The sequence below is a fragment of the Aquitalea sp. FG25 genome, from assembly GCF_057809375.1.
Map to the genome: position 1 here is coordinate 188,006 of NZ_JBMDJV010000004.1, position 17,980 is coordinate 205,985.

The 17,980-nt window shown below is 61.0% G+C and carries 19 protein-coding genes; 18 read left to right on the plus strand and 1 reads right to left on the minus strand.

The window, feature by feature from the left end:
* The first annotated feature begins 1 nt into the window (after nucleotide 1).
* The 17 genes from ACODR9_RS05755 to ACODR9_RS05835 all read left to right on the plus strand — a co-directional run bounded on the left by ACODR9_RS05755 (nucleotide 2) and on the right by ACODR9_RS05835 (nucleotide 15,294).
* A complete protein-coding gene (locus tag ACODR9_RS05755) occupies nucleotides 2–1,714 on the plus strand; it encodes a response regulator (RefSeq protein ID WP_488808115.1) in 1,713 nt (570 codons plus the stop codon).
* Nucleotides 1,702–2,436, plus strand: coding sequence for a LytR/AlgR family response regulator transcription factor (locus ACODR9_RS05760; RefSeq protein WP_488808116.1), 735 nt, complete (start codon nucleotides 1,702–1,704; stop codon nucleotides 2,434–2,436). Before ACODR9_RS05755 ends, ACODR9_RS05760 begins: the two co-directional genes overlap by 13 nt.
* A 215-nt stretch (nucleotides 2,437–2,651) precedes the next feature.
* Nucleotides 2,652–4,097, plus strand: coding sequence for a diguanylate cyclase domain-containing protein (locus ACODR9_RS05765; RefSeq protein ID WP_488808117.1), 1,446 nt, complete (start codon nucleotides 2,652–2,654; stop codon nucleotides 4,095–4,097).
* Between the two features lie 108 nt (nucleotides 4,098–4,205).
* A complete protein-coding gene (locus ACODR9_RS05770) occupies nucleotides 4,206–4,385 on the plus strand; it encodes a DUF3460 family protein (protein WP_488808118.1) in 180 nt (59 codons plus the stop codon).
* A gap of 120 nt (nucleotides 4,386–4,505) precedes the next feature.
* The gene (locus ACODR9_RS05775) at nucleotides 4,506–5,171 is read left to right on the plus strand and encodes a class I SAM-dependent methyltransferase (protein ID WP_488808119.1); all 666 of its coding nucleotides are present in this window, start codon (nucleotides 4,506–4,508) and stop codon (nucleotides 5,169–5,171) included.
* 143 nt (nucleotides 5,172–5,314) lie between these two features.
* The gene (locus tag ACODR9_RS05780; RefSeq protein ID WP_488808120.1) at nucleotides 5,315–5,728 is read left to right on the plus strand and encodes a biopolymer transporter ExbD; all 414 of its coding nucleotides are present in this window, start codon (nucleotides 5,315–5,317) and stop codon (nucleotides 5,726–5,728) included.
* Nucleotides 5,729–5,731: 3 nt separating this feature from the next.
* On the plus strand, nucleotides 5,732–6,697 hold the full coding sequence (locus ACODR9_RS05785) for a TonB C-terminal domain-containing protein (protein ID WP_488808122.1): 966 nt from the start codon (nucleotides 5,732–5,734) through the stop codon (nucleotides 6,695–6,697).
* A gap of 57 nt (nucleotides 6,698–6,754) precedes the next feature.
* The gene (gene tolB, locus ACODR9_RS05790) at nucleotides 6,755–8,056 is read left to right on the plus strand and encodes a Tol-Pal system beta propeller repeat protein TolB (protein WP_488808123.1); all 1,302 of its coding nucleotides are present in this window, start codon (nucleotides 6,755–6,757) and stop codon (nucleotides 8,054–8,056) included.
* 31 nt (nucleotides 8,057–8,087) lie between these two features.
* Nucleotides 8,088–8,618, plus strand: coding sequence for a peptidoglycan-associated lipoprotein Pal (pal, locus tag ACODR9_RS05795; RefSeq protein ID WP_488808125.1), 531 nt, complete (start codon nucleotides 8,088–8,090; stop codon nucleotides 8,616–8,618).
* Between the two features lie 132 nt (nucleotides 8,619–8,750).
* The gene (ybgF, locus tag ACODR9_RS05800; protein ID WP_488808126.1) at nucleotides 8,751–9,515 is read left to right on the plus strand and encodes a tol-pal system protein YbgF; all 765 of its coding nucleotides are present in this window, start codon (nucleotides 8,751–8,753) and stop codon (nucleotides 9,513–9,515) included.
* Nucleotides 9,516–9,568: 53 nt separating this feature from the next.
* Nucleotides 9,569–10,390: a CPBP family intramembrane glutamic endopeptidase gene (locus ACODR9_RS05805; protein ID WP_488808127.1), complete on the plus strand. Its 822-nt coding sequence runs from the start codon at nucleotides 9,569–9,571 to the stop codon at nucleotides 10,388–10,390.
* Nucleotides 10,391–10,511: 121 nt separating this feature from the next.
* Nucleotides 10,512–11,000, plus strand: coding sequence for a 5-(carboxyamino)imidazole ribonucleotide mutase (gene purE / locus ACODR9_RS05810; protein WP_287880358.1), 489 nt, complete (start codon nucleotides 10,512–10,514; stop codon nucleotides 10,998–11,000).
* Nucleotides 11,001–12,131: a 5-(carboxyamino)imidazole ribonucleotide synthase gene (locus tag ACODR9_RS05815; RefSeq protein WP_488808129.1), complete on the plus strand. Its 1,131-nt coding sequence runs from the start codon at nucleotides 11,001–11,003 to the stop codon at nucleotides 12,129–12,131.
* Nucleotides 12,132–12,135: 4 nt separating this feature from the next.
* Entirely contained in the window at nucleotides 12,136–12,549 is a 414-nt protein-coding gene (locus ACODR9_RS05820; protein ID WP_488808130.1) for a VOC family protein, read from the plus strand.
* A 64-nt stretch (nucleotides 12,550–12,613) separates the two neighbouring features.
* Nucleotides 12,614–13,495: a phosphoribosylaminoimidazolesuccinocarboxamide synthase gene (locus tag ACODR9_RS05825; RefSeq protein ID WP_488808131.1), complete on the plus strand. Its 882-nt coding sequence runs from the start codon at nucleotides 12,614–12,616 to the stop codon at nucleotides 13,493–13,495.
* A gap of 138 nt (nucleotides 13,496–13,633) precedes the next feature.
* Nucleotides 13,634–14,215 carry a GNAT family N-acetyltransferase gene (locus ACODR9_RS05830; protein WP_488808132.1) on the plus strand — a complete coding sequence of 194 codons (582 nt, stop codon included), beginning with the start codon at nucleotides 13,634–13,636 and terminating at the stop codon, nucleotides 14,213–14,215.
* A gap of 134 nt (nucleotides 14,216–14,349) precedes the next feature.
* Nucleotides 14,350–15,294 carry an alpha/beta hydrolase gene (locus tag ACODR9_RS05835; protein WP_488808133.1) on the plus strand — a complete coding sequence of 315 codons (945 nt, stop codon included), beginning with the start codon at nucleotides 14,350–14,352 and terminating at the stop codon, nucleotides 15,292–15,294.
* Here the strand turns inward: ACODR9_RS05835 and ACODR9_RS05840 are convergent.
* Entirely contained in the window at nucleotides 15,291–15,659 is a 369-nt protein-coding gene (locus ACODR9_RS05840; protein WP_488808134.1) for a DUF1294 domain-containing protein, read from the minus strand. The two genes, ACODR9_RS05835 and ACODR9_RS05840, sit on opposite strands and share 4 nt — an antisense overlap.
* A gap of 222 nt (nucleotides 15,660–15,881) precedes the next feature.
* On the opposite strand from ACODR9_RS05840, the gene ACODR9_RS05845 reads away from it, so the two are divergent.
* Nucleotides 15,882–17,903: an oxidoreductase gene (locus ACODR9_RS05845; RefSeq protein ID WP_488808136.1), complete on the plus strand. Its 2,022-nt coding sequence runs from the start codon at nucleotides 15,882–15,884 to the stop codon at nucleotides 17,901–17,903.
* Nucleotides 17,904–17,980: the final 77 nt, after the last annotated feature.

Genomic DNA, 17,980 nt, shown 5'->3' on the forward strand with positions numbered 1-17,980 from the left:
CATGAGTGACAAGCTACCTTCCACCACCTATCAGAGCCTGACTGCCGGTCAGGGCAGTGCCGAGACCCGGCGCCGCCCCTACGAGGACCCGTATGCCAGCCGGCTGTTCCTGATCATCGACAGCCTGCCCGAAATGCAGCGGGCACTGGCCATGACCCTGGCCTCCTTCGGCGCGGACAAGGTTGAATATGCCAGCAAGGCCGGAGATGCACTGGCCAAGATGGCCAAGTTTGAATTCGACGTGGTGCTGTGCGACTACGACCTGGGCAATGGCTATGACGGCCTGTACCTGTTTGAAGAGGTCAAGGAGCGCAACCTGATCAAGCAGTCCTGCGTGTTCATGATCGTCACCGGCGAGCGTCGTTCGCAGCGGGTGATTTCCGCTGCCGAACTGGCACCGGATGATTACCTGCTCAAACCCTTTACCGGTGAAGTGCTTAGCCAGCGGCTGGAAAAAGCCATGCGTCGGCGCGAGGCCTTCCGTATGGTGGACGAGGCCATCATGCGGCATGAATACCTGGCAGCCATCGATGCCTGTAGCCGCAAGATCAGCCAGCGCGGTGAATTTACCCTGGATTTCATGAAACTCAAGGGCAGCCTGGCGCAGAAAATCGGCGACTTCGACACCGCACGCGACCTCTACATGGAAGTGCTGCGCCTCAAACCGCTGGCCTGGGCCAAGCTGGGTCTGGCCAAATCGCTTACCGGGCTGAAGTCCTATGACGAAGCCAAGCTGCTGTTTGAAGAAGTGCTGGCCGACAATGAAAGGGTGATGGAGGCCTACGACTGGCTGGCCAAGCTGCATCGCATCCATCACGATCTGCCCGGAGCCCAAAGTACGCTGGAGAAGGCAACAAGCCTGTCGCCAGTGGTGCTGCGCCGGCAAAAGCAGCTGGCCGAAGTGGCCATGCTGAACAAAGACCTGGAAACCGCCGAGGCGGCCAGTGAAGAAACGCTCAATATTGCCAAGTACACCTGGCATCGCAGCCCCACCCATTACGCCATGCTGGCCAGGGTGCAGATGGCGCGTGGCGAAACCGGTACCGCAGCGCGCACGCTGGGCAATCTGCGCCGTGACTATCGCTACAACGAAGCCGGCGAGTGGATGTGCACCGTGATCGACAGCCAGCTGCAAACCAAACTTGGCAACCGTGACAAAGCCCGTACGCTGCTGGCCGAAGCCGAAACGGCTTACCAGAAGCTGGGTAGCAATCTGCCGGCAGAAGCGCAGATGGAATTTGCCCGTGCCTGTTTTGCCCAGGGCAAGCAAGACAGCGGCAATGCCGCCATGCGCGATCTGGTGCGCAACAATCACGACAATGAAGAGCTGTTGTCCACCATTGGCGGGCTGTTTGAGGAAGTTGGGCTGGGCGATATGGGGCGCCAGCTGATTGCCGAAAACGTACAGTCGGTGCTGGAGCTAAACAACCAGGCGGTACGCGAAGCCCAGGCCGGCCGCTTTGAGCAGGCCATCGAACGCTTTGTCAAAGCGCACGAAGAAATGCCGCACAATGTGCAGGTGATGCTCAACCTGGCCAATGCCACCATGGCCTATGTGCATGGTAATGGCTGGCACGAAAGCCATATGCGCCGTGCCTACGACATGCTGGTGCAGGTGCGCGAACAGGCACCCACCAACAACAAGTTCCAGAAGATCCTCAAGGCCTGGCGGCAATTGGTAGAAAAACTGGGCAAGCCGCAATGGGTACTGTAAACAGCCTGCGCGTACTGGTGGTGGATGACGAACCGCTGGCGCGCGAACGCCTGATTGGCCAGGTGGCGCAATGTGGTGCCACGACGGTGGCGGCACTGGGTGATGCCGCGACTGCCAGCCACTGGCTGGCACGCCACGCGGTGGATGTACTGTTGCTGGACATCTCCATGCCCGGCATCAGCGGGGTAGAGCTGGCGCGCAGCTTGCGCCAGTTGCCGCTGGTGCCGCAGCTGGTGTTTACCACGGCACACGAGCAGTACGCAGTGGATGCTTTCGAGCTGGATGCCGCCGATTACCTGCTCAAGCCCGTCCGGCTGGAGCGTTTGCGCCAGGCGCTGGAAAAAGCAGCAGCCCGCTGTGGCAAGCGCCCAGTCATCGAAGCCCATTTCACCGTGCGCCACCGCGACCGTTTGCTGAATATTCCCTTTTCCGCCGTGCGCTACCTGAAAGCCGAGCAAAAATACATCAGCCTGGTCACGGCGGATGGCGAATATCTGCTGGATGATTCGCTGGTGGCGCTGGAGCAGCGTCTGGGCGATAGCGTGCTGCGCATTCACCGCAACTGCCTGATCATGCGCCATGCCTTGCAAGAGCTGCTGCGTCTGGGCGATGCGGAGGAAGAACTGTGGGGCGTGCGTCTGCGCGACATTGCCCAGCCACTGGCAGTCAGCCGGCGTCAGCTGCCCGCCATCCGGGCCGGATGGCGTAAGACAAGCAGCTAGTTTAGACAGCTAGCGGTAGGGCTTTCTAGTAAGGGCAAATAAATCTAGGTGTAACTACTTAGCCCTCCCGGCCAGCTGCGGATTCTTTACGCCAGCATGCCGCCCTTTCTATAGAATTCCCGTTTTCCCCCTTCTCCAGTCCTTGCTCCATGCGGATAAAACTGGCCACCCTGGCATGTGTGCTGCTTTGGTTATTGCTGAGTGCACTGATTTCCATGGCTTTTCTCAGTCGGGCGGTGATCAGCGCCGAGCAGGAGTTCGACATGCTGGGCGTACACCTGTCCGAACAGCTGAACCAGAAGCTGCTGGTTAACCAGACTATTCTGGACAGCTATGCCGCCTTCACCATGCTTGATCGCGAGCATGACAGCGAGCAGGAACAGCTTTTTGTCCGCCAGATGGCCGAGCGATATCCGCAACTGGTGTCGCTGGAGCGCATCCAGCGCGTCCGCCAGCAGGATCTGCCGACCTGGATGCAGGACATGCAGACACGCTGGGGGAGTGATTTCAAGCTGCATGCCTACTCCCAGTCCGGCCAAGCGGTGATCTACCCCCTGCCATATCAGACAGAATACTATCCGGTAGTCTCCATCTTGCCGCTGAACCAGGCCGTGCGTCCGCTGCTAGGCACCGACATCGTCCACGACCCACGGTTTCACACGGCATTGCAGGATGCCCGGCGCTTTGGCCGCACCGCCATGTCGGCCTCATTCATTTTTCGCGAGGGCTACCGGGGCCATCTGCTGTTGCAGCCAGTCAATGCCAGCGCACTATTGCTGCGCGGCCAGCCCGCCGAGCAGTTTGTCGCCCTGGCCTTGCGTTCCGATTATCTGTGCCCGGCCGATACGACCCTGCCAGCGGGGTTGAGTTTGCGGATTCTGGCAAGAGGCCCGCAGGCCAGCCAGCAGGCGGCCTATGTGGACGTTGCCGGTAAATCGCATGGCTGGATGGAAACACTGGGCTTCCCGCGCCTGCAGCTGGAGCGACCTGTGGGCAATGAATCGCAGCCGCTTACCCTGCGCATGGATTGGCAGCTGGGCTGGTATCTGCTCAGCGGTTTCGAACGTGCCGTCATCCTGTGCCAGTCATTGTTGGTCTTGCTGCTGCTGGCAGTGGGGCTGCGCTTTTATTGGGGGCTGCTGTCCCGGCAGCAACGGCGCGAAAGCCATCTGTTTTATCTGGCCAATCACGACCGCCTGACCGGGCTGGCCAACCGCAATCTGTTTTATGACCGTCTGCAGCATGCCATTTCACGGTTTAACCGCAGCGACCGGCGACTGGCGGTGCTTTTTCTCGACATGGATCGCTTCAAGCCGGTTAACGACAGCTATGGCCACGCCACCGGTGACAAGGTATTGCAGCTGATTGCTGCGCGCATTTTGGCCATCATGCGCAACGAAGACACCGTGGCCCGATTGGGTGGCGATGAGTTCGTGCTGCTGATGGAGGATGTGGAATCCAACCGCGAGGCCGACCGGGTGGTGGAACGCCTGAAATACGCCATTCAGCAGCCTTACGAAGTGGACGGTCACACCATCCAGCTGGGGGTCAGCATCGGCATTGCCTATTATCCCGAGGACGGCATGCTGATCGAGGAATTGCTCGATGTTGCCGATCGCAAGATGTACGGCGACAAATCGCCCGCCATCCCGCGCAGCTAGGCGGCGCTGTGGCGTTTGTGCCGGCCGGGTGGCTAAATATCCGGCAATACCGTGGTCAGTGTCGGCGCTTATCGATTAGAATCCTGCGATCATAGCCAGGGGAATACCATGTATCAGTCCGACTTCACCAAATTCATGAGCGAATTTCTGGACAAGCATCCGGAAGTAGACCAGCAGCGCCGCGAACTGCGCCTCACCCTGTGGGACCGCAATGTCAGCCTGGACGACCAGCGTCGCTGGAAAGAATCCCGCGTAGCGCAAAAGCCCTACGTCTACCAGCCGGAATAAGCAGTCCCGGCCCGGCTGTTGCCGTGGCCATTCCCGAACGCCCCCTGTTGCCACCGGACTGGCTTGCCATACCGGCCCGGCCCTGCCAGCGGGCGTTTTGTCATTTTATTGAGACTACCCATGACCAGCCGTACCGTGCCGCTGGACGGCACCTTGCATGAATACCTGATGGCCATTGGCCTGACCGAGCACCCGGTGATGCGTGAACTGCGCCAATTCACCGCTGGCCACCGCATGGCCAAAATGCAGATCGCCCCCGAGCAAGGGCAGTTCATGGGCTGGCTGGTGCAACTGCTGGGCGTGCGCCGCTATCTGGAAATCGGTGTTTTCACCGGTTACAGCATGCTGGCTGCCATGCTGGCCATGCCGCCCGATGGCGAGGCGGTGGCTTGCGATGTCAGCGAAGAGTTCACCAGCATTGCCCGCGACTACTGGCAGCGTGCCGGGGTGGCCGGGCGTATCCGGCTGGAGTTGCAGCCCGCCTTGCTCACCTTGCAGCAGCTGCTGGCAGAGGGACAAGCCGGCCAGTTCGACCTGGCATTCATCGACGCCGACAAGCCCTCTTATCAGGATTACTTCGATACCTGCCTGCAACTGGTGCGGCCCGGCGGCGTCATCGCCATCGACAATATCTTTTTGTCTGGCCGTGTGGTGGCACCGCGCCCGACCGACCCGGCCGGCGTACACCTGATGCATGCCTTCAATGTCCGCCTGCAGCAAGACAAGCGCATTCGCCATTGCGTACTGCCAATTGGCGACGGCCTGACCCTGTGTACTCGGCTGTGAGCCATGCGCCAGCCCGCCCGCCAGATGAGAACTTTCCGATGGCGCTGCTGGTCAGACCCCTTTTTTGTTAAGCAAGATGTTTGTCATCCGGCCGCTGCGGTTGCGGTGCTATGATGGCACGCTGAACTTTGGTCTGGATTGTCATGCTCAACCGCCGTCCCCGCCGTCAAATGAACCAGATGAACGTGGTGCCCTACATCGACGTCATGCTGGTGTTGCTGGTCATTTTCATGGTGACCGCTCCCATGTTCACCCCCGGGGTGATTCAGGTTCCCAGCGTATCCCAGGCGGCAGCATTGGATGCACCGCCACTGGAAGTGGTACTGGATGCCGGTGACAAGCTGCAAATCAAGGATGGCGACAAGGTAACGGCGGTGGAATCACGCAGCACGCTCGCCAGCCAGGTGGCCGCCATGCTGGCCGGTGCCGACCGCCCGGTGGCCATTTCAGCCGACAAGGACCTCAAGTATGCCGACGTGGTGGGTGTGGCCGACGATCTGCACAAGGCCGGCATCAAGCGCGTGGCGCTTACCGTTAAGCAGCAGAATCATCAATAAGGCATGAAGCGCACCGATTCAAGCTCCCCGTCCTGGCCCTTGCTGGCCTCTTTGCTGCTGCACGGGGTGGTCATCGCCCTGATGCTGTGGGCTGGCCTTGCCAGCAAGCAGCCCAGCATGGAAGTGCCGCTGGCACTGGAATTATGGAGCAGCCCTCCACCCGCACCGGCAGCCGTAACCCAACCGGAACCGGTCAGCAAGCCGGTTCGCGTTGCGCCTCCGCCAGCTCCGCCTGCCCCGCCCCCGGAACCGCCCGCCGAGGTGAACCTGGGTGCGAAGAAAAAGCCGGAGCCCAAGCCGCAGCATCTGGTCAAACCTCCGGTTGAAGTGCCGAAAAAGCCTGACCCGGCACATAAGCTGCTGCAGGAAAAGCCCAAGCCGGATCCGGTGAAAACCGCGCCCGTCAAGCCGCCGGAGCCTGCGAGAAAGCAGGAAAAACCACCCAAATCGGTAGAAAAAGCCCCGGCCAAGCCCGTTACGCCCGTTGTGGCGGAGAAGAAACCAGCCAAGCTGCCGCCAGCGGTCACACCGGGCAAGGGCAGCAAGCAGTCCAAAACCTATAGCAACGAAGCCGATGACGCACTGGCTACGCTGGGCAGCCCGGATACCGGCCACAAAGCCAATGCCCGTAGCACCCAGGCTGGCAGCGCCAATGGCATGGCTGGTGGATCGGTCAATGGTTCGGCGGCAGCCAAGGGCGCGTGGATCGACAAGGTCAAGGCCAAGATCACTCCGCTGGTGCAGATTCCCCCCGATCTGAGCGGCAATCCCAAGGTGGTAGTGCTGGTGACCCTGTTGCCGACGCTGGAGGTGAACAAAGTGCAGGTGATCGGGCCCAGCAACAGCAGTGCTTACAATGAGGCGGTCCAGCGCGCCATCAGGGAGGCGGGCACCTTCCCCAGCCTGCCGGCGGGGGCTAACTTCAACGATGGCTATCGTCAGTTCAAGATGGAATTCCGCCCCCGCTAGTTAAGCAAGGGGATGGTAAACATGGTTTTTAGGAAATTTCGCATTCAGAGGGAACTCATGCTGGACATTCGTACTCTGTTTAAGGCATTGCTAATGTTTGTCTTGCTGGCTGGCCGTGGCGCGTACGCGGAAATGACCATCGAGATTGTCGGTGGTGGTGCCAGCAAACATGCCATTGCCGTGGTGCCGTTCAAGGATGAAACCACGCGCATGCGCGAGGCGCTTACCCCCATCATCCGCAGCGATCTGGAGCTGTCCGGCGTGTTTCGCATGGTGGATGGTTCGGCCATTGCCAATGTGCCGGTGGAGCCAGCTGACATCCGCTACCCGCTGTGGCAGGCAGCCGCTGCGCAGTCCATCGCTATCGGCAAGGTCGAGCCTGCCGCTGGCGGGCAGGTGAAAATCAGCTTCCGCCTGATGGACGTGGCACAGAAGAAACAGCTGACCTCCGGTGAGTTTACCGTGACGCCAGACCGTGGCCGCGAAGTGGCGCACACCATTGCCGACATGATTTATCAGGCCATTACCGGGCAGAAGGGCATTTTCAATACCCGCGTGGTGTACGTGCTCAAGAGTGGCCGCAACTACATGTTGCAAGTAGGGCTGATCAGCGATGTGGACAGCAACCGGGCGCAAACCATTCTGCGCTCCAAAGAGCCCATTATCTCGCCCAGCTGGAGTCCGGATGGCCGCTATCTGGCTTATGTGTCTTTCGAGAGCAAGAAGCCGGTGGTGTGGGTGCAGGATCTGGCCACCGGCCAGCGCCGTGCGGTGGCCAACTTCAAGGGCAGCAATTCAGCCCCGGCCTGGAGCCCGGATGGCAGCAAGCTGGCGGTGGTACTGACCACCACCGGCAACTCGCAGATTTATCTGGTGAATACGCTGGGCAGTGCACCGCGCCGCCTCAGCTATAGCGATGCAATTGATACCGAACCGGCCTTTACCCCGGATGGCAGCCAGATCTATTTTGTCTCCGACCGCACCGGTGGTCCGCAAATTTATCGCATGGCTGTCAGCGGAGGCGCAGCCCAGCGCGTTACTTGGCAAGGTAACTACAATGTTTCGCCGCGTGTGTCGCCGGATGGCCGTACCCTGACCTTCATCCGGCGCGAGGCGGGCCGTTTTCGCGTGATGGCGCAGGATCTCACCACGGGTGATGTGCGTGCGCTGTCGGAGAGTGGTTACAACGAACGCCCCAGTTTTGCGCCCAATGGCCGCATGGTGCTGTATGCCAGCGAGTCCGGCGGCAAGAGTGTGCTGTATGCCACCACGCTGGATGGCAGCAGCAAGGTAAGACTGGCAGTGATTAATGGCGAAGTGCAGGACCCGTCATGGGGTCCTTTCAACAATCCGCAATGATGTAATGCATTCAAATCCAAGGAGCGAAGGCATGAACTGGAAACAACTCGTACTCGGCACCGCCACAGTTACCCTGCTGGCCGCCTGCGCCAGCACCAAACCGGCTGCAGTCACCAGCAATACTGGCACCGCCGCCACCGGCACCCAGACGGTAATGCCTGCGGATACCGGCAGCAGCAACCAGGGCAAGCTGAACGCCGACCCGCTGCACGACCCGAACAGCCCGCTGTCCAAGCGTAGCGTGTACTTTGACTTTGATTCCTCCACCGTCAAGGGCAGCGACAAGCCCACCGTGGAAGCCCACGCCGGTTACCTGAAGGATCACGCTGACCGCAAGGTGATCGTACAGGGCAATACCGATGCCCGTGGCAGCCGTGAATACAACCTGGGCCTGGGCCAGCGTCGTGCCGAAAGCGTGAAGCGTTCGCTGGAAGTGCTGGGCGTGAAGGATAACCAGGTTGAAGCCGTCAGCCTGGGCAAGGAAAAGCCGAAGGCCACTGGCAATACCGAGGCTGACTACGCCGAGAACCGCCGCGCCGATATTCTGTACAACGGCGAGTAAGGCATGTTGCGGCACACCCTTGCGGGTGTGCCATCATGTCGGACACGATCAGGCCGGACATCTAGCCAGAAATTCACTTCGGGCTGCTATGATGTCCGGCCAACCTGTATGCAACGGACCGAGAACCGCCCCATGAAACGCCTTGCCCTCAGCGCGGCGCTGCTGCTTACCCTGTCTGCCTGCGCCACCACCAGCGATATCGAAGCCACCCGCAACCAGATCGACCAGGTCAACCGCCAGGCCAGTGCACGCCTGAGCGAAGTGGAAAGCAAGCTATCCAACGAGAAGCTGCTGGAAATGGTCAACCAGATGGAAAGCCTGAAAGCCGAAGTGGCCAAGCTGCGCGGTGAGGTAGAGCTTGCCAACTACAATCTGCAAACTACCCAGAAGCGTCAGAACGACCTGTACAACGATCTGGACGGCCGACTGGCCCATCTGGAAAGTGCAGGCAAGGAGGCGGCTGCTCAGCAGAACGCCAGCCAGCCAGCGGCCAGTCAGCCCGCCGCCGCCGCCGCCGCCGCCGACACCCAGACCAGCCCGGATTACGACAAGGCGCTCAATCTGCTGCGCGCGCGCGATTTCCCCAAGGCCACCGCTGCGCTCAGTCTGTATATCCAGCAGAACCCCAATGCGCCACAGGACGTCGATGCCCTGTACTGGCTGGGCGTGGCGCATACCGCCCAGCGCCAGTACGACGCGGCCATCGAAATCCACCGCCGTTTTGCCGAGCAATACCCGGACAATCCCAAGGCACCGGATGCCTTGCGCAACGTCGCCAATTGCCAGCGCGATCTGGGCCAGATGGATATTGCCAAGGCCACGCTCAAGCGCCTGATCAAGCTGTATCCATCCAGCTCCGCCGCCCAGAAGGCGCGTGAGCAACTCACCAAGATGTAAGTCAAGCAGCCCGTTTGCACGGCAGCTGCCGACAGACGGGCTGAGCCCACTCCATGATGCTACCCGCCCCCGTCGAACTGGCCAGCTTTGGCTGGCTGGCCATCGCCCTGCTCCTGCAGTGCCTGGGCCTGCCGCGCTCATCGCTGCTAGCCGGCCTGGGGGCGATTGGCCTGGCCGCCTTGTGCGGGTTGTTGCAGCCGCTGGGCTTGTTGGCGCTGGCTGTAGCCGGTGGCCTGAGCTATGCGGTTTACCGTTTTCCGCGTCCAGAATGGCGGGTGCTGTGGCTGGCCTTATTACTGGCCTTGGCATTGCATGCGCTGCCGGGGTTTGAAAATCCCATGCTGTGGCAGGGGCGGGCGACGCCGGACAGCCAGGTATATCGGCTGTTCTGGAGTTTCGACAAAGGCGTGGCCGGCTGGCTGTTGCTGCTGGGCCTGCACGATGCTCCACACCGTGGCCGGGCCTGGGGTGGCACCGTGGCCATGGTGGGCCTGCTGCTGCTGGTATTGGTGCTGGCGCTGGCACAGGAAAGCGGGCTGATTGCCTATGCGCCCAAGCTGCCCGCCTGGCTGCTGCCGTGGCTGTTTGCCAATTTCTTCCTGACGGCCTTGCCGGAAGAAGCGCTGTTCCGTCATGGTCTGCAGCGCTGGCTGGAAAACCGGGTAGAGCCCTTGCCTGCGCTGATTGCGGCCTCGCTATTGTTTGGTGCCGCCCATGTGGCGGGCGGCTGGGGCTGGGTGGGGCTGGCCACGCTGGCTGGCCTGGGCTATGGCCTGGTGTATGCCGCCACCCGGCAGGTGGCACTGGCGGCGCTGGCGCATCTGGCCTTCAACACGGCCCACCTGCTGCTGTTTACCTATCCGCGTCCGGGCTGAGCCAGAGACAGCGTGCACGACAGTTGGCGCAACTGTCTTGATATCAAAATAAAAAACCATTCCGGCCCCAGCCGGCTCTCAGGTAAAATCACGTCTTTATTCCTCCCTGAGCTTCACCGCCATGATTGAAGTCGGCATCGTGATGGGTAGCAACAGCGACTGGGAAGTCATGCAGAACGCCGCGCGCGTGCTGAAAGACTTCGGTGTTGCTTTCGAAACCCGCGTCGTCTCCGCCCACCGTACCCCGGATTTGTTGTTCCAATACGCTGAAACCGCCGCCGCGCGCGGTCTGAAAGCCATCATCGCCGGTGCCGGCGGTGCTGCCCACCTGCCGGGCATGCTGGCTGCCAAGACCCACCTGCCGGTGCTGGGCGTGCCGGTGCCGTCCAAATACCTGCGTGGCGAGGATTCCCTGTTGTCCATCGTGCAAATGCCCAAGGGCATTCCGGTGGCCACTTTTGCCATCGGTGAAGCCGGTGCGGCCAATGCCGCACTGTTTGCCGTGGCCATGCTGGCCAATGCCGTGCCGGAACTGGCCGAGAAACTGATTGCCTTCCGCAAGCGCCAGGAAGAAACCGTGCTGGGCATGACCTTGCCGGAGGTGGAATAAATGGCGGCTATCCTGCCTCCGTCCATGCTGGGCATTCTCGGCGGCGGCCAGTTGGGCCGCATGTTCGCCGTGGCTGCCAAAACCATGGGCTACCGTGTGACGGTACTGGACCCGGACAGCAATGCCCCGGCCGCCCAGTTTGCCGATGTGCATCTGTGCGCGCCCTTCAATGATGCTGCCGCGCTCAAGACGCTGGCGCAGACCTGCGCTGCCGTCACCACCGAGTTTGAAAACGTCAACGCTGACGCCATGCGCGAACTGGCCCGTACCACCCGTGTATCGCCTTCCGGTGATTGCGTGGCCATCGCCCAGGACCGCATTGCCGAAAAATCCTGGATCAACAAGGCCGGTCTGCCGACTGCGCCTTATCTGGCCATTGAAAGCGTGGAAGACATCCAGGTTGATCTGACGCCTTACCTGCCTGGCATCCTGAAAACCGCCCGGCTGGGTTACGACGGCAAGGGCCAGGTACGGGTCAGCACCCAGGACGAAGCCCGCGCGGCCTATGCCAATCTGGGTGGTCAGGCCTGTGTGCTGGAAAAAATGCTGGATCTCAAGCTGGAAGTCTCGGCCATTGTCACCCGCGTCAGCGCGGCGCAGATGGCGGTGTTTCCGGTAGCGGAAAACAGCCACGAAAACGGCATTCTGGACGTGTCCATCGTCCCGGCGCGCATTGCCCCGGCGCTGGCGGCATCCGCCCAGCAGATGGCGCAAAGCCTGGCCGAAGCGCTGGATTACGTCGGCGTGCTGGCGGTGGAGTTCTTTGTGCTGGCGGACGACAGCCTGGTGGTGAATGAAATCGCCCCGCGCCCGCACAACTCCGGCCACTACACCCTGACCGCCTGCCTCACCGACCAGTTCCAGCAGCAAGTGCGCGCCATGTGCGGCCTGCTGCCGGGCCGCACCGACCTGCTCAGCCCGGTGGTGATGGTGAACCTGCTGGGTGATGTGTGGAAGGACGATGGCCGCGAACCCAATTGGGACGTACTGGCCGAAGCCCCGAATGCCCAGCTGCACCTGTACGGCAAGAAACAGGCGCGTCCGGGCCGCAAGATGGGCCACTTCAATGTGATGGCCGCCACTGCCGACGAGGCACTGGAACAGGCCGAAGCGCTGAAGGATACGCTGTAAGCGCATGACAATTAGCGGGCTGAATCACCTGACACTGGCTGTAGCCGATCTGGAGCGTGCCTGGCAGTTTTATACTGCGCTGCCAGGTGTACGGCCACAAGCACGCTGGTTGAAGGGTGGTTATCTGCTGTGGGGCGATGTCTGGCTTTGTCTGTCACTGGATGAAACAGTGGCCGGGGGAGTAAAGGCAGGCTACACACATGTCGCTTTCAGTGTCCAAGCTGAAGATTTTGTTGCTGTAAGAGCGGCGCTGGTGGCTTTAGGTATTACTCCTTGCAAGGAGAATCGCAGCGAGGGTGATTCATTTTACTTTCGAGATCCCGACGGCCACCTGCTTGAATTACATGTTGGTTCGTTAGCGAGTCGTTTGGCAGCTTGTCGGCAAAGGCCTTATGAAGGTATGCAATGGTTCGACTGAGGCACAGCACCAGACAGCAACACCGAACCAGGATCAATACGATCAATTTGATGAAAGACGTGTCATGACCGGACTCAATACCACCAATCTGAAAAGCCTGAAGAAAATCTACTCCGGCAAGGTACGCGATCTGTACGAAATCGACGACAAGCGCATGCTGATGATCGCCACCGATCGCCTGTCCGCCTTCGACGTAATTCTGGACGACCCGATTCCGGCCAAGGGCCAGATCCTCACCGCCATTTCCAACTTCTGGTTTGAAACCCTGAAGGACGTGGTGCCCAACCACCTGACCGGTGACAAGCCGGAAGACGTGGTGTCCGCCGAAGACCTGCCGCAAGTGGAAGGCCGTGCCGTGGTGGCCAAGCGCCTGAAGGCCGTGCCGATTGAAGCCGTGGTGCGTGGTTATCTGGCTGGCTCCGGCTGGAAGGAATACCAGAAGTCCGGCACCGTGTGCGGCATCGCCCTGCCGGCCGGCCTGCAGGAATCCAGCAAGCTGCCCGAGCCCATCTTCACCCCGTCCACCAAGGCGGCCGTGGGCGATCACGACGAAAACATCAGCTACGCACAGTGCGAAGCCATTGTTGGTGCCGAACTGGCCGCCAAGGTACGTGATACCGCCATCCTGCTGTACAAGACTGCTGCCGAATTTGCTGCCAAGCGCGGCATCATCATCTGCGATACCAAGTTTGAGTTTGGTCTGGATGAAGACGGCACCCTGGTGCTGATGGACGAAGCGCTGACCCCGGACTCCAGCCGTTTCTGGCCGGCTGACAGCTATGCTGCCGGGACCAATCCGCCGTCCTTCGACAAGCAGTTTGTGCGCGACTGGCTGGAAGCCTCCGGCTGGAACAAGCAAGCCCCGGCCCCGACCGTGCCGCTGGACGTGCGCGAAAAAACCGCCGCCAAGTACCGCGAGGCGCTGGAACGCCTGACCGGCAACTAAGCCCGACTTCACGGCGGCGGATGGTGCATGACAAGGCCCGGCATTGCCGGGCCTTGTGCCATCTGGAGTGGTGCTTGAGCGCGGCATGGCGCAACGCTTACACTGCCTGTCTGCCGCCATTGTCAAAGGATCAGCCTCATGACCACCTTACAAGCCGTGCTGGTCACCCCGCGCCTGCATTTGCGGCCCGCCAACATCAACATGGCACTGCCCATGCTGGAATATCAGGTACGCAACCGCCAGCATTTTGCCGCCTGGGACCCCAAGCCCGGTGACATGTTTTTTACCGAGCTGTACTGGACCATGCAGCTGCGCCAGCAGGCGCTGGGCTGGGAGCAGGGCGTGTGCGCGCGTTACCTGCTAACCCTGCCTGATGCGCCGCAGCAGGTAGTGGGTACGGTCAGCTTGAGCAATATCGTGCGCGGCGTATTCCAGGCCGCCCACCTGGGCTATGGCATCGACCAAACCCTGCAAGGGCAGGGGCTGATGCATGAGGCAGTCAGCGAGGTTATCCGCTTTGCCTTCGACGACATGCGCCTGCATCGGCTGCAAGCCAATTACCAACCGCACAATCAACGCAGCGCTGCCTTGTTGCAGCGCCTGGGCTTTGTCGAAGAAGGCCTGGCGCGTGATTACCTGTATATCAACGGCGCGTGGCGCGATCATGTGCTGACTTCGCTGACCAATCCGCAGTTCGATCCGGCCAGGATGCTGGCCTGATCATGTCATGGTGGTTGTCAGCCACCGCTGATTCGTGTTTTCTTTAGCCATGCCTGTGCAATACCGCACAGTCTGACAGCAATAGTTGCGCCCCCGGCAAGCTCGGCAAGCGTACATGGGTCAACGAGGAAAACATGGAGTACTTCACCCTGCCGGCGGCTGATGGCCACCGCATTCATGGCTGCAGCTGGCAGCCAGCCGCTTCCCAGACCGTCCGCGCCGTATTGCTGATTTGCCACGGCATGAGCGAACATGCCGCGCGTTATCAGCCGCTAGCCCTGCAACTGGCGCAACACGGCATTGCCGTGTATGCCCACGACCACCGGGGCCATGGCCCGCATGCAGCCCATCATGGCTGGTTTGCCGCCGCCGACGGTTGGGACAAGGTGGTGGCGGATGTGGACAGCGTGCGCCAGTTCATCGCCAGCCGCCATCCGCGTCTGCCACTCATCCTGCTGGGCCACAGCATGGGTTCCTTTATCGCGCGGCATTACTTTCTGCAGCATGGTGCACACTTGGCCGGGCTGGTGTTGTCGGCCACCGGCTACCGCCAGCGCCCGCTGGCCTGGCTGCTACGCCAGCTTGCCCGGCTAACTGGCAAGCTGGGCGGTGCCAATCTGCCATCCGCCTTCATGGCCCGGCTGATTTTCGGCAGTTTCAATCTGGGGTTTTTCCCGGCGCGTACCCGGGTGGACTGGCTGTCGCGCGATACGGCACAAGTGGATGCTTATCAGGCTGATCCGCTATGTGGCTTTGACCCCACGCCCGGTCTGTGGGCAGACCTGTTTGGCGGCATCATGGCGTTGGAGCAGGGCGAGGCCAATGCCCGCAGCAGTTTGCCACGGACGTGTCCGGTGTATTTGCTGGCAGGCAGCCGCGATCCGGTCAGCCTGGGTCGGCTGGCATTGAGCCAGCTGGAAATTCGTTATCGGGATGCCGGTCTGCTGGATGTAAGCAGCAAGGTCTATCCCGGCGGGCGGCATGAAATGTTCAATGAAACCAATCGGGACGACGTGGTGGCAGATCTGCAGATCTGGCTGGAGCGGGTGCTTAAGGCCGCGCCTGGGCGTACCGGCTAAACCGGGTGCGCCACATGCCAGCGCCAGGCAATCCAGCAGCCCCATAACAGCCAGTGGGCCAGCACGATCAGCCAGAACATCAGCTGATAGCTGCCCTTGCTGGATTTGTGGTGTAACCAGAACTGGCCTAGCAGGCCACCCGGCCAGCCGCCCAGCAGCTCCAGCCAGTGCAGCAATTTTTCCGGTGTGCGCCGACCATGATGAATGGCCTGGCGCTTGTCCCAGCCATACACGGCAAAAGTCAGCAGGCTCATCAGCAAATACAGCAGGACAGGCCAGAACAGGCTGTCGGTGAGCGCAAAGCTGCCAGCGGCCAGCAAGGGCGGCAGGGCCAGCAGATTGGCCAGCGGGCGGGGCAGGTGCATGATGCTTCCGGACAAAAGCCATAGTGTAAGCAGGCTGCGGGTGCAGGCCAAGCCTGCTGAGCATTGTCGCAAGTCCGCATACCGGGTGGATGGCTTGCGTTGACAACTTACTTACTAGTAAGTATTGTCGAGCAACAATAATCCATGCCATGCCGGCAAGTAACCGGCGCATGCACCACAATCAGGGTGAGCGCCTGCTCGCCACGTCGACGAGGACGAAACATGACTGCTTATCCGCATCTGCTGGCCCCGCTGGATCTGGGTTTTACCACGCTGAAAAACCGCGTATTGATGGGCTCCATGCACACCGGGCTGGAAGAAGCACCCGGTGGTTTTGACAAGATGGCGGCCTTCTACGCCGAGCGTGCGCGTGGCGGTGTGGGCCTGATTGTTACCGGCGGGGTGGGGCCGAATGCCGAAGGCTGTGTGGCCGAAGGGGCCTCCATGCTGGCCGATGAACAGCACGTGCCGGATCACCGCAAGGTGACCGATGCCGTGCATGCCGCAGGTGGCAAGATCGCGCTGCAGATTCTGCATTCCGGCCGTTACAGCTTTCAGGAAAAATGCGTGTCGGCCTCGCCGCTGATTGCGCCGATCAACTTCTACCGTCCGCGCGAGCTGTCCGATGCCGATGTATGGCAAACCATTGCCGACTTTGCCCGCTGCGCCAAACTGGCCCAGCAAGCCGGTTACGATGGTGTCGAGGTCATGGGTTCGGAAGGCTATCTGATCAACCAGTTCATCGCCCGCGCCACCAACAAGCGCACTGACGACTGGGGCGGCAGCTTTGAAACCCGTATCCGTTTTGCCATCGAAACCGTCAAGGCCGTGCGGGCTGCGGTGGGTAGCAACTTCATCATCATCTATCGCCTGTCCATGCTGGACCTGGTGCAGGACGGCAGCAGCTGGGACGAGGTGGTGCAACTGGCGCAGGAAATCGAGCGCGCCGGCGCCAGCATCATCAATACCGGTATCGGCTGGCACGAAGCGCGTGTCCCCACCATTGCCACCATGGTGCCGCGTGGCGGCTTTGCCTGGGTTACCAAAAAGCTGATGGGGCAGGTGAAGATTCCGCTAATCACCACCAACCGCATCAACACCCCGGACGTGGCGGAAGACATCCTGGCCAGCGGCTGTGCCGACATGGTATCGATGGCGCGCCCCTTCCTGGCCGACCCGGACTTCGTTAACAAGGCGGCGGCGGGTAAGGCCGACAGCATCAACACCTGTATCGGCTGTAATCAGGCCTGTCTGGACCATATCTTCCAGGGCAAGCTCACCAGCTGCCTGGTGAATCCGCGTGCCTGTCGTGAAACCGAGCTCAACTACACTCCGGCGCCGCAGCGCAAGCAGATTGCCGTGGTGGGTGCCGGCCCGGCTGGCCTGGCCTGTGCTACCACTGCCGCCGAGCGCGGCCATCAGGTGACATTGTTTGATTCCGCCAGCGAAATCGGCGGTCAGTTCAATGTGGCCAAGCGTATACCCGGCAAGGAAGAGTTTGTCGAAACCCTGCGCTACTTCGCCAATCGCATCGCGGCCACCGGGGTGACGTTGCGGCTGAACACCCGCGCCGATGCCGCCATGCTGCGTGACTTCGACGAGGTGGTGCTGGCCACTGGTATCGCCCCGCGTCTGCCTCAGATCGACGGCATCGACCACCCCAAAGTGCTCAATTACCTGGACGTGCTCAAGCACGGCAAACCGGTGGGGCAGCGCGTGGCCATCATTGGTGCCGGTGGCATCGGTTTTGATACCGCGGAATTCCTCACCCATGAAGGCAAGTCCACCTCGCTGGACGTGGCGGCTTTCATGCAGGAATGGGGCGTGGACATGCAGGTGGCACACCCCGGTGGCCTTAGCCCGCAAGGCCCGCAACCGCATGCCAGCCCGCGCGAGGTTTACCTGTTGCAACGCAAGCAAAGCAAGGTGGGCGATGGCCTGGGCAAGACCACTGGCTGGATTCATCGCGCCAGCCTGCAAATGAAAAAGGTAAAGATGCTGTCCGGCGTCAGCTACCACAAGATCGACGATGCCGGCCTGCATGTGGTGATCAAGGATGAAGCACAGGTGTTGCCGGTAGATAACGTCATCATCTGTGCCGGGCAGGACCCGCTGCGCGAACTGCAGCAGCCACTGCTGGATGCCGGTAAGCGCGTGCACCTGATTGGCGGTGCCGATGTGGCGGCAGAGCTGGATGCCAAGCGTGCCATCCGGCAGGGCAGCGAGCTGGCGGCCAGCCTCTGAGTGCTTTAGTCACCAGATGTCAGAAATGAAAATCCCCGCTGATTATGGCGGGGATTTTTGTTGTTGGTCTGGCAAAG

Coding starts and splice junctions, on each gene's coding strand:
- ACODR9_RS05760 (WP_488808116.1), top strand. CDS start 1,702: ATGGGTACTGTAAACAGCCTGCGCGTACTGGTGGTGGATGACGAACCG.
- ACODR9_RS05780 (WP_488808120.1), top strand. CDS start 5,315: ATGCTCAACCGCCGTCCCCGCCGTCAAATGAACCAGATGAACGTGGTG.
- ACODR9_RS05785 (WP_488808122.1), top strand. CDS start 5,732: ATGAAGCGCACCGATTCAAGCTCCCCGTCCTGGCCCTTGCTGGCCTCT.
- ACODR9_RS05820 (WP_488808130.1), top strand. CDS start 12,136: ATGACAATTAGCGGGCTGAATCACCTGACACTGGCTGTAGCCGATCTG.
- ACODR9_RS05815 (WP_488808129.1), top strand. CDS start 11,001: ATGGCGGCTATCCTGCCTCCGTCCATGCTGGGCATTCTCGGCGGCGGC.
- ACODR9_RS05755 (WP_488808115.1), top strand. CDS start 2: ATGAGTGACAAGCTACCTTCCACCACCTATCAGAGCCTGACTGCCGGT.
- ACODR9_RS05770 (WP_488808118.1), top strand. CDS start 4,206: ATGTATCAGTCCGACTTCACCAAATTCATGAGCGAATTTCTGGACAAG.
- ACODR9_RS05765 (WP_488808117.1), top strand. CDS start 2,652: ATGGCTTTTCTCAGTCGGGCGGTGATCAGCGCCGAGCAGGAGTTCGAC.
- ACODR9_RS05835 (WP_488808133.1), top strand. CDS start 14,350: ATGGAGTACTTCACCCTGCCGGCGGCTGATGGCCACCGCATTCATGGC.
- ACODR9_RS05845 (WP_488808136.1), top strand. CDS start 15,882: ATGACTGCTTATCCGCATCTGCTGGCCCCGCTGGATCTGGGTTTTACC.
- tolB (WP_488808123.1), top strand. CDS start 6,755: ATGCTGGACATTCGTACTCTGTTTAAGGCATTGCTAATGTTTGTCTTG.
- ACODR9_RS05830 (WP_488808132.1), top strand. CDS start 13,634: ATGACCACCTTACAAGCCGTGCTGGTCACCCCGCGCCTGCATTTGCGG.
- ybgF (WP_488808126.1), top strand. CDS start 8,751: ATGAAACGCCTTGCCCTCAGCGCGGCGCTGCTGCTTACCCTGTCTGCC.
- pal (WP_488808125.1), top strand. CDS start 8,088: ATGAACTGGAAACAACTCGTACTCGGCACCGCCACAGTTACCCTGCTG.
- ACODR9_RS05840 (WP_488808134.1), bottom strand. CDS start 15,659: ATGCACCTGCCCCGCCCGCTGGCCAATCTGCTGGCCCTGCCGCCCTTG.
- ACODR9_RS05805 (WP_488808127.1), top strand. CDS start 9,569: ATGATGCTACCCGCCCCCGTCGAACTGGCCAGCTTTGGCTGGCTGGCC.
- ACODR9_RS05825 (WP_488808131.1), top strand. CDS start 12,614: ATGACCGGACTCAATACCACCAATCTGAAAAGCCTGAAGAAAATCTAC.
- ACODR9_RS05775 (WP_488808119.1), top strand. CDS start 4,506: ATGACCAGCCGTACCGTGCCGCTGGACGGCACCTTGCATGAATACCTG.
- purE (WP_287880358.1), top strand. CDS start 10,512: ATGATTGAAGTCGGCATCGTGATGGGTAGCAACAGCGACTGGGAAGTC.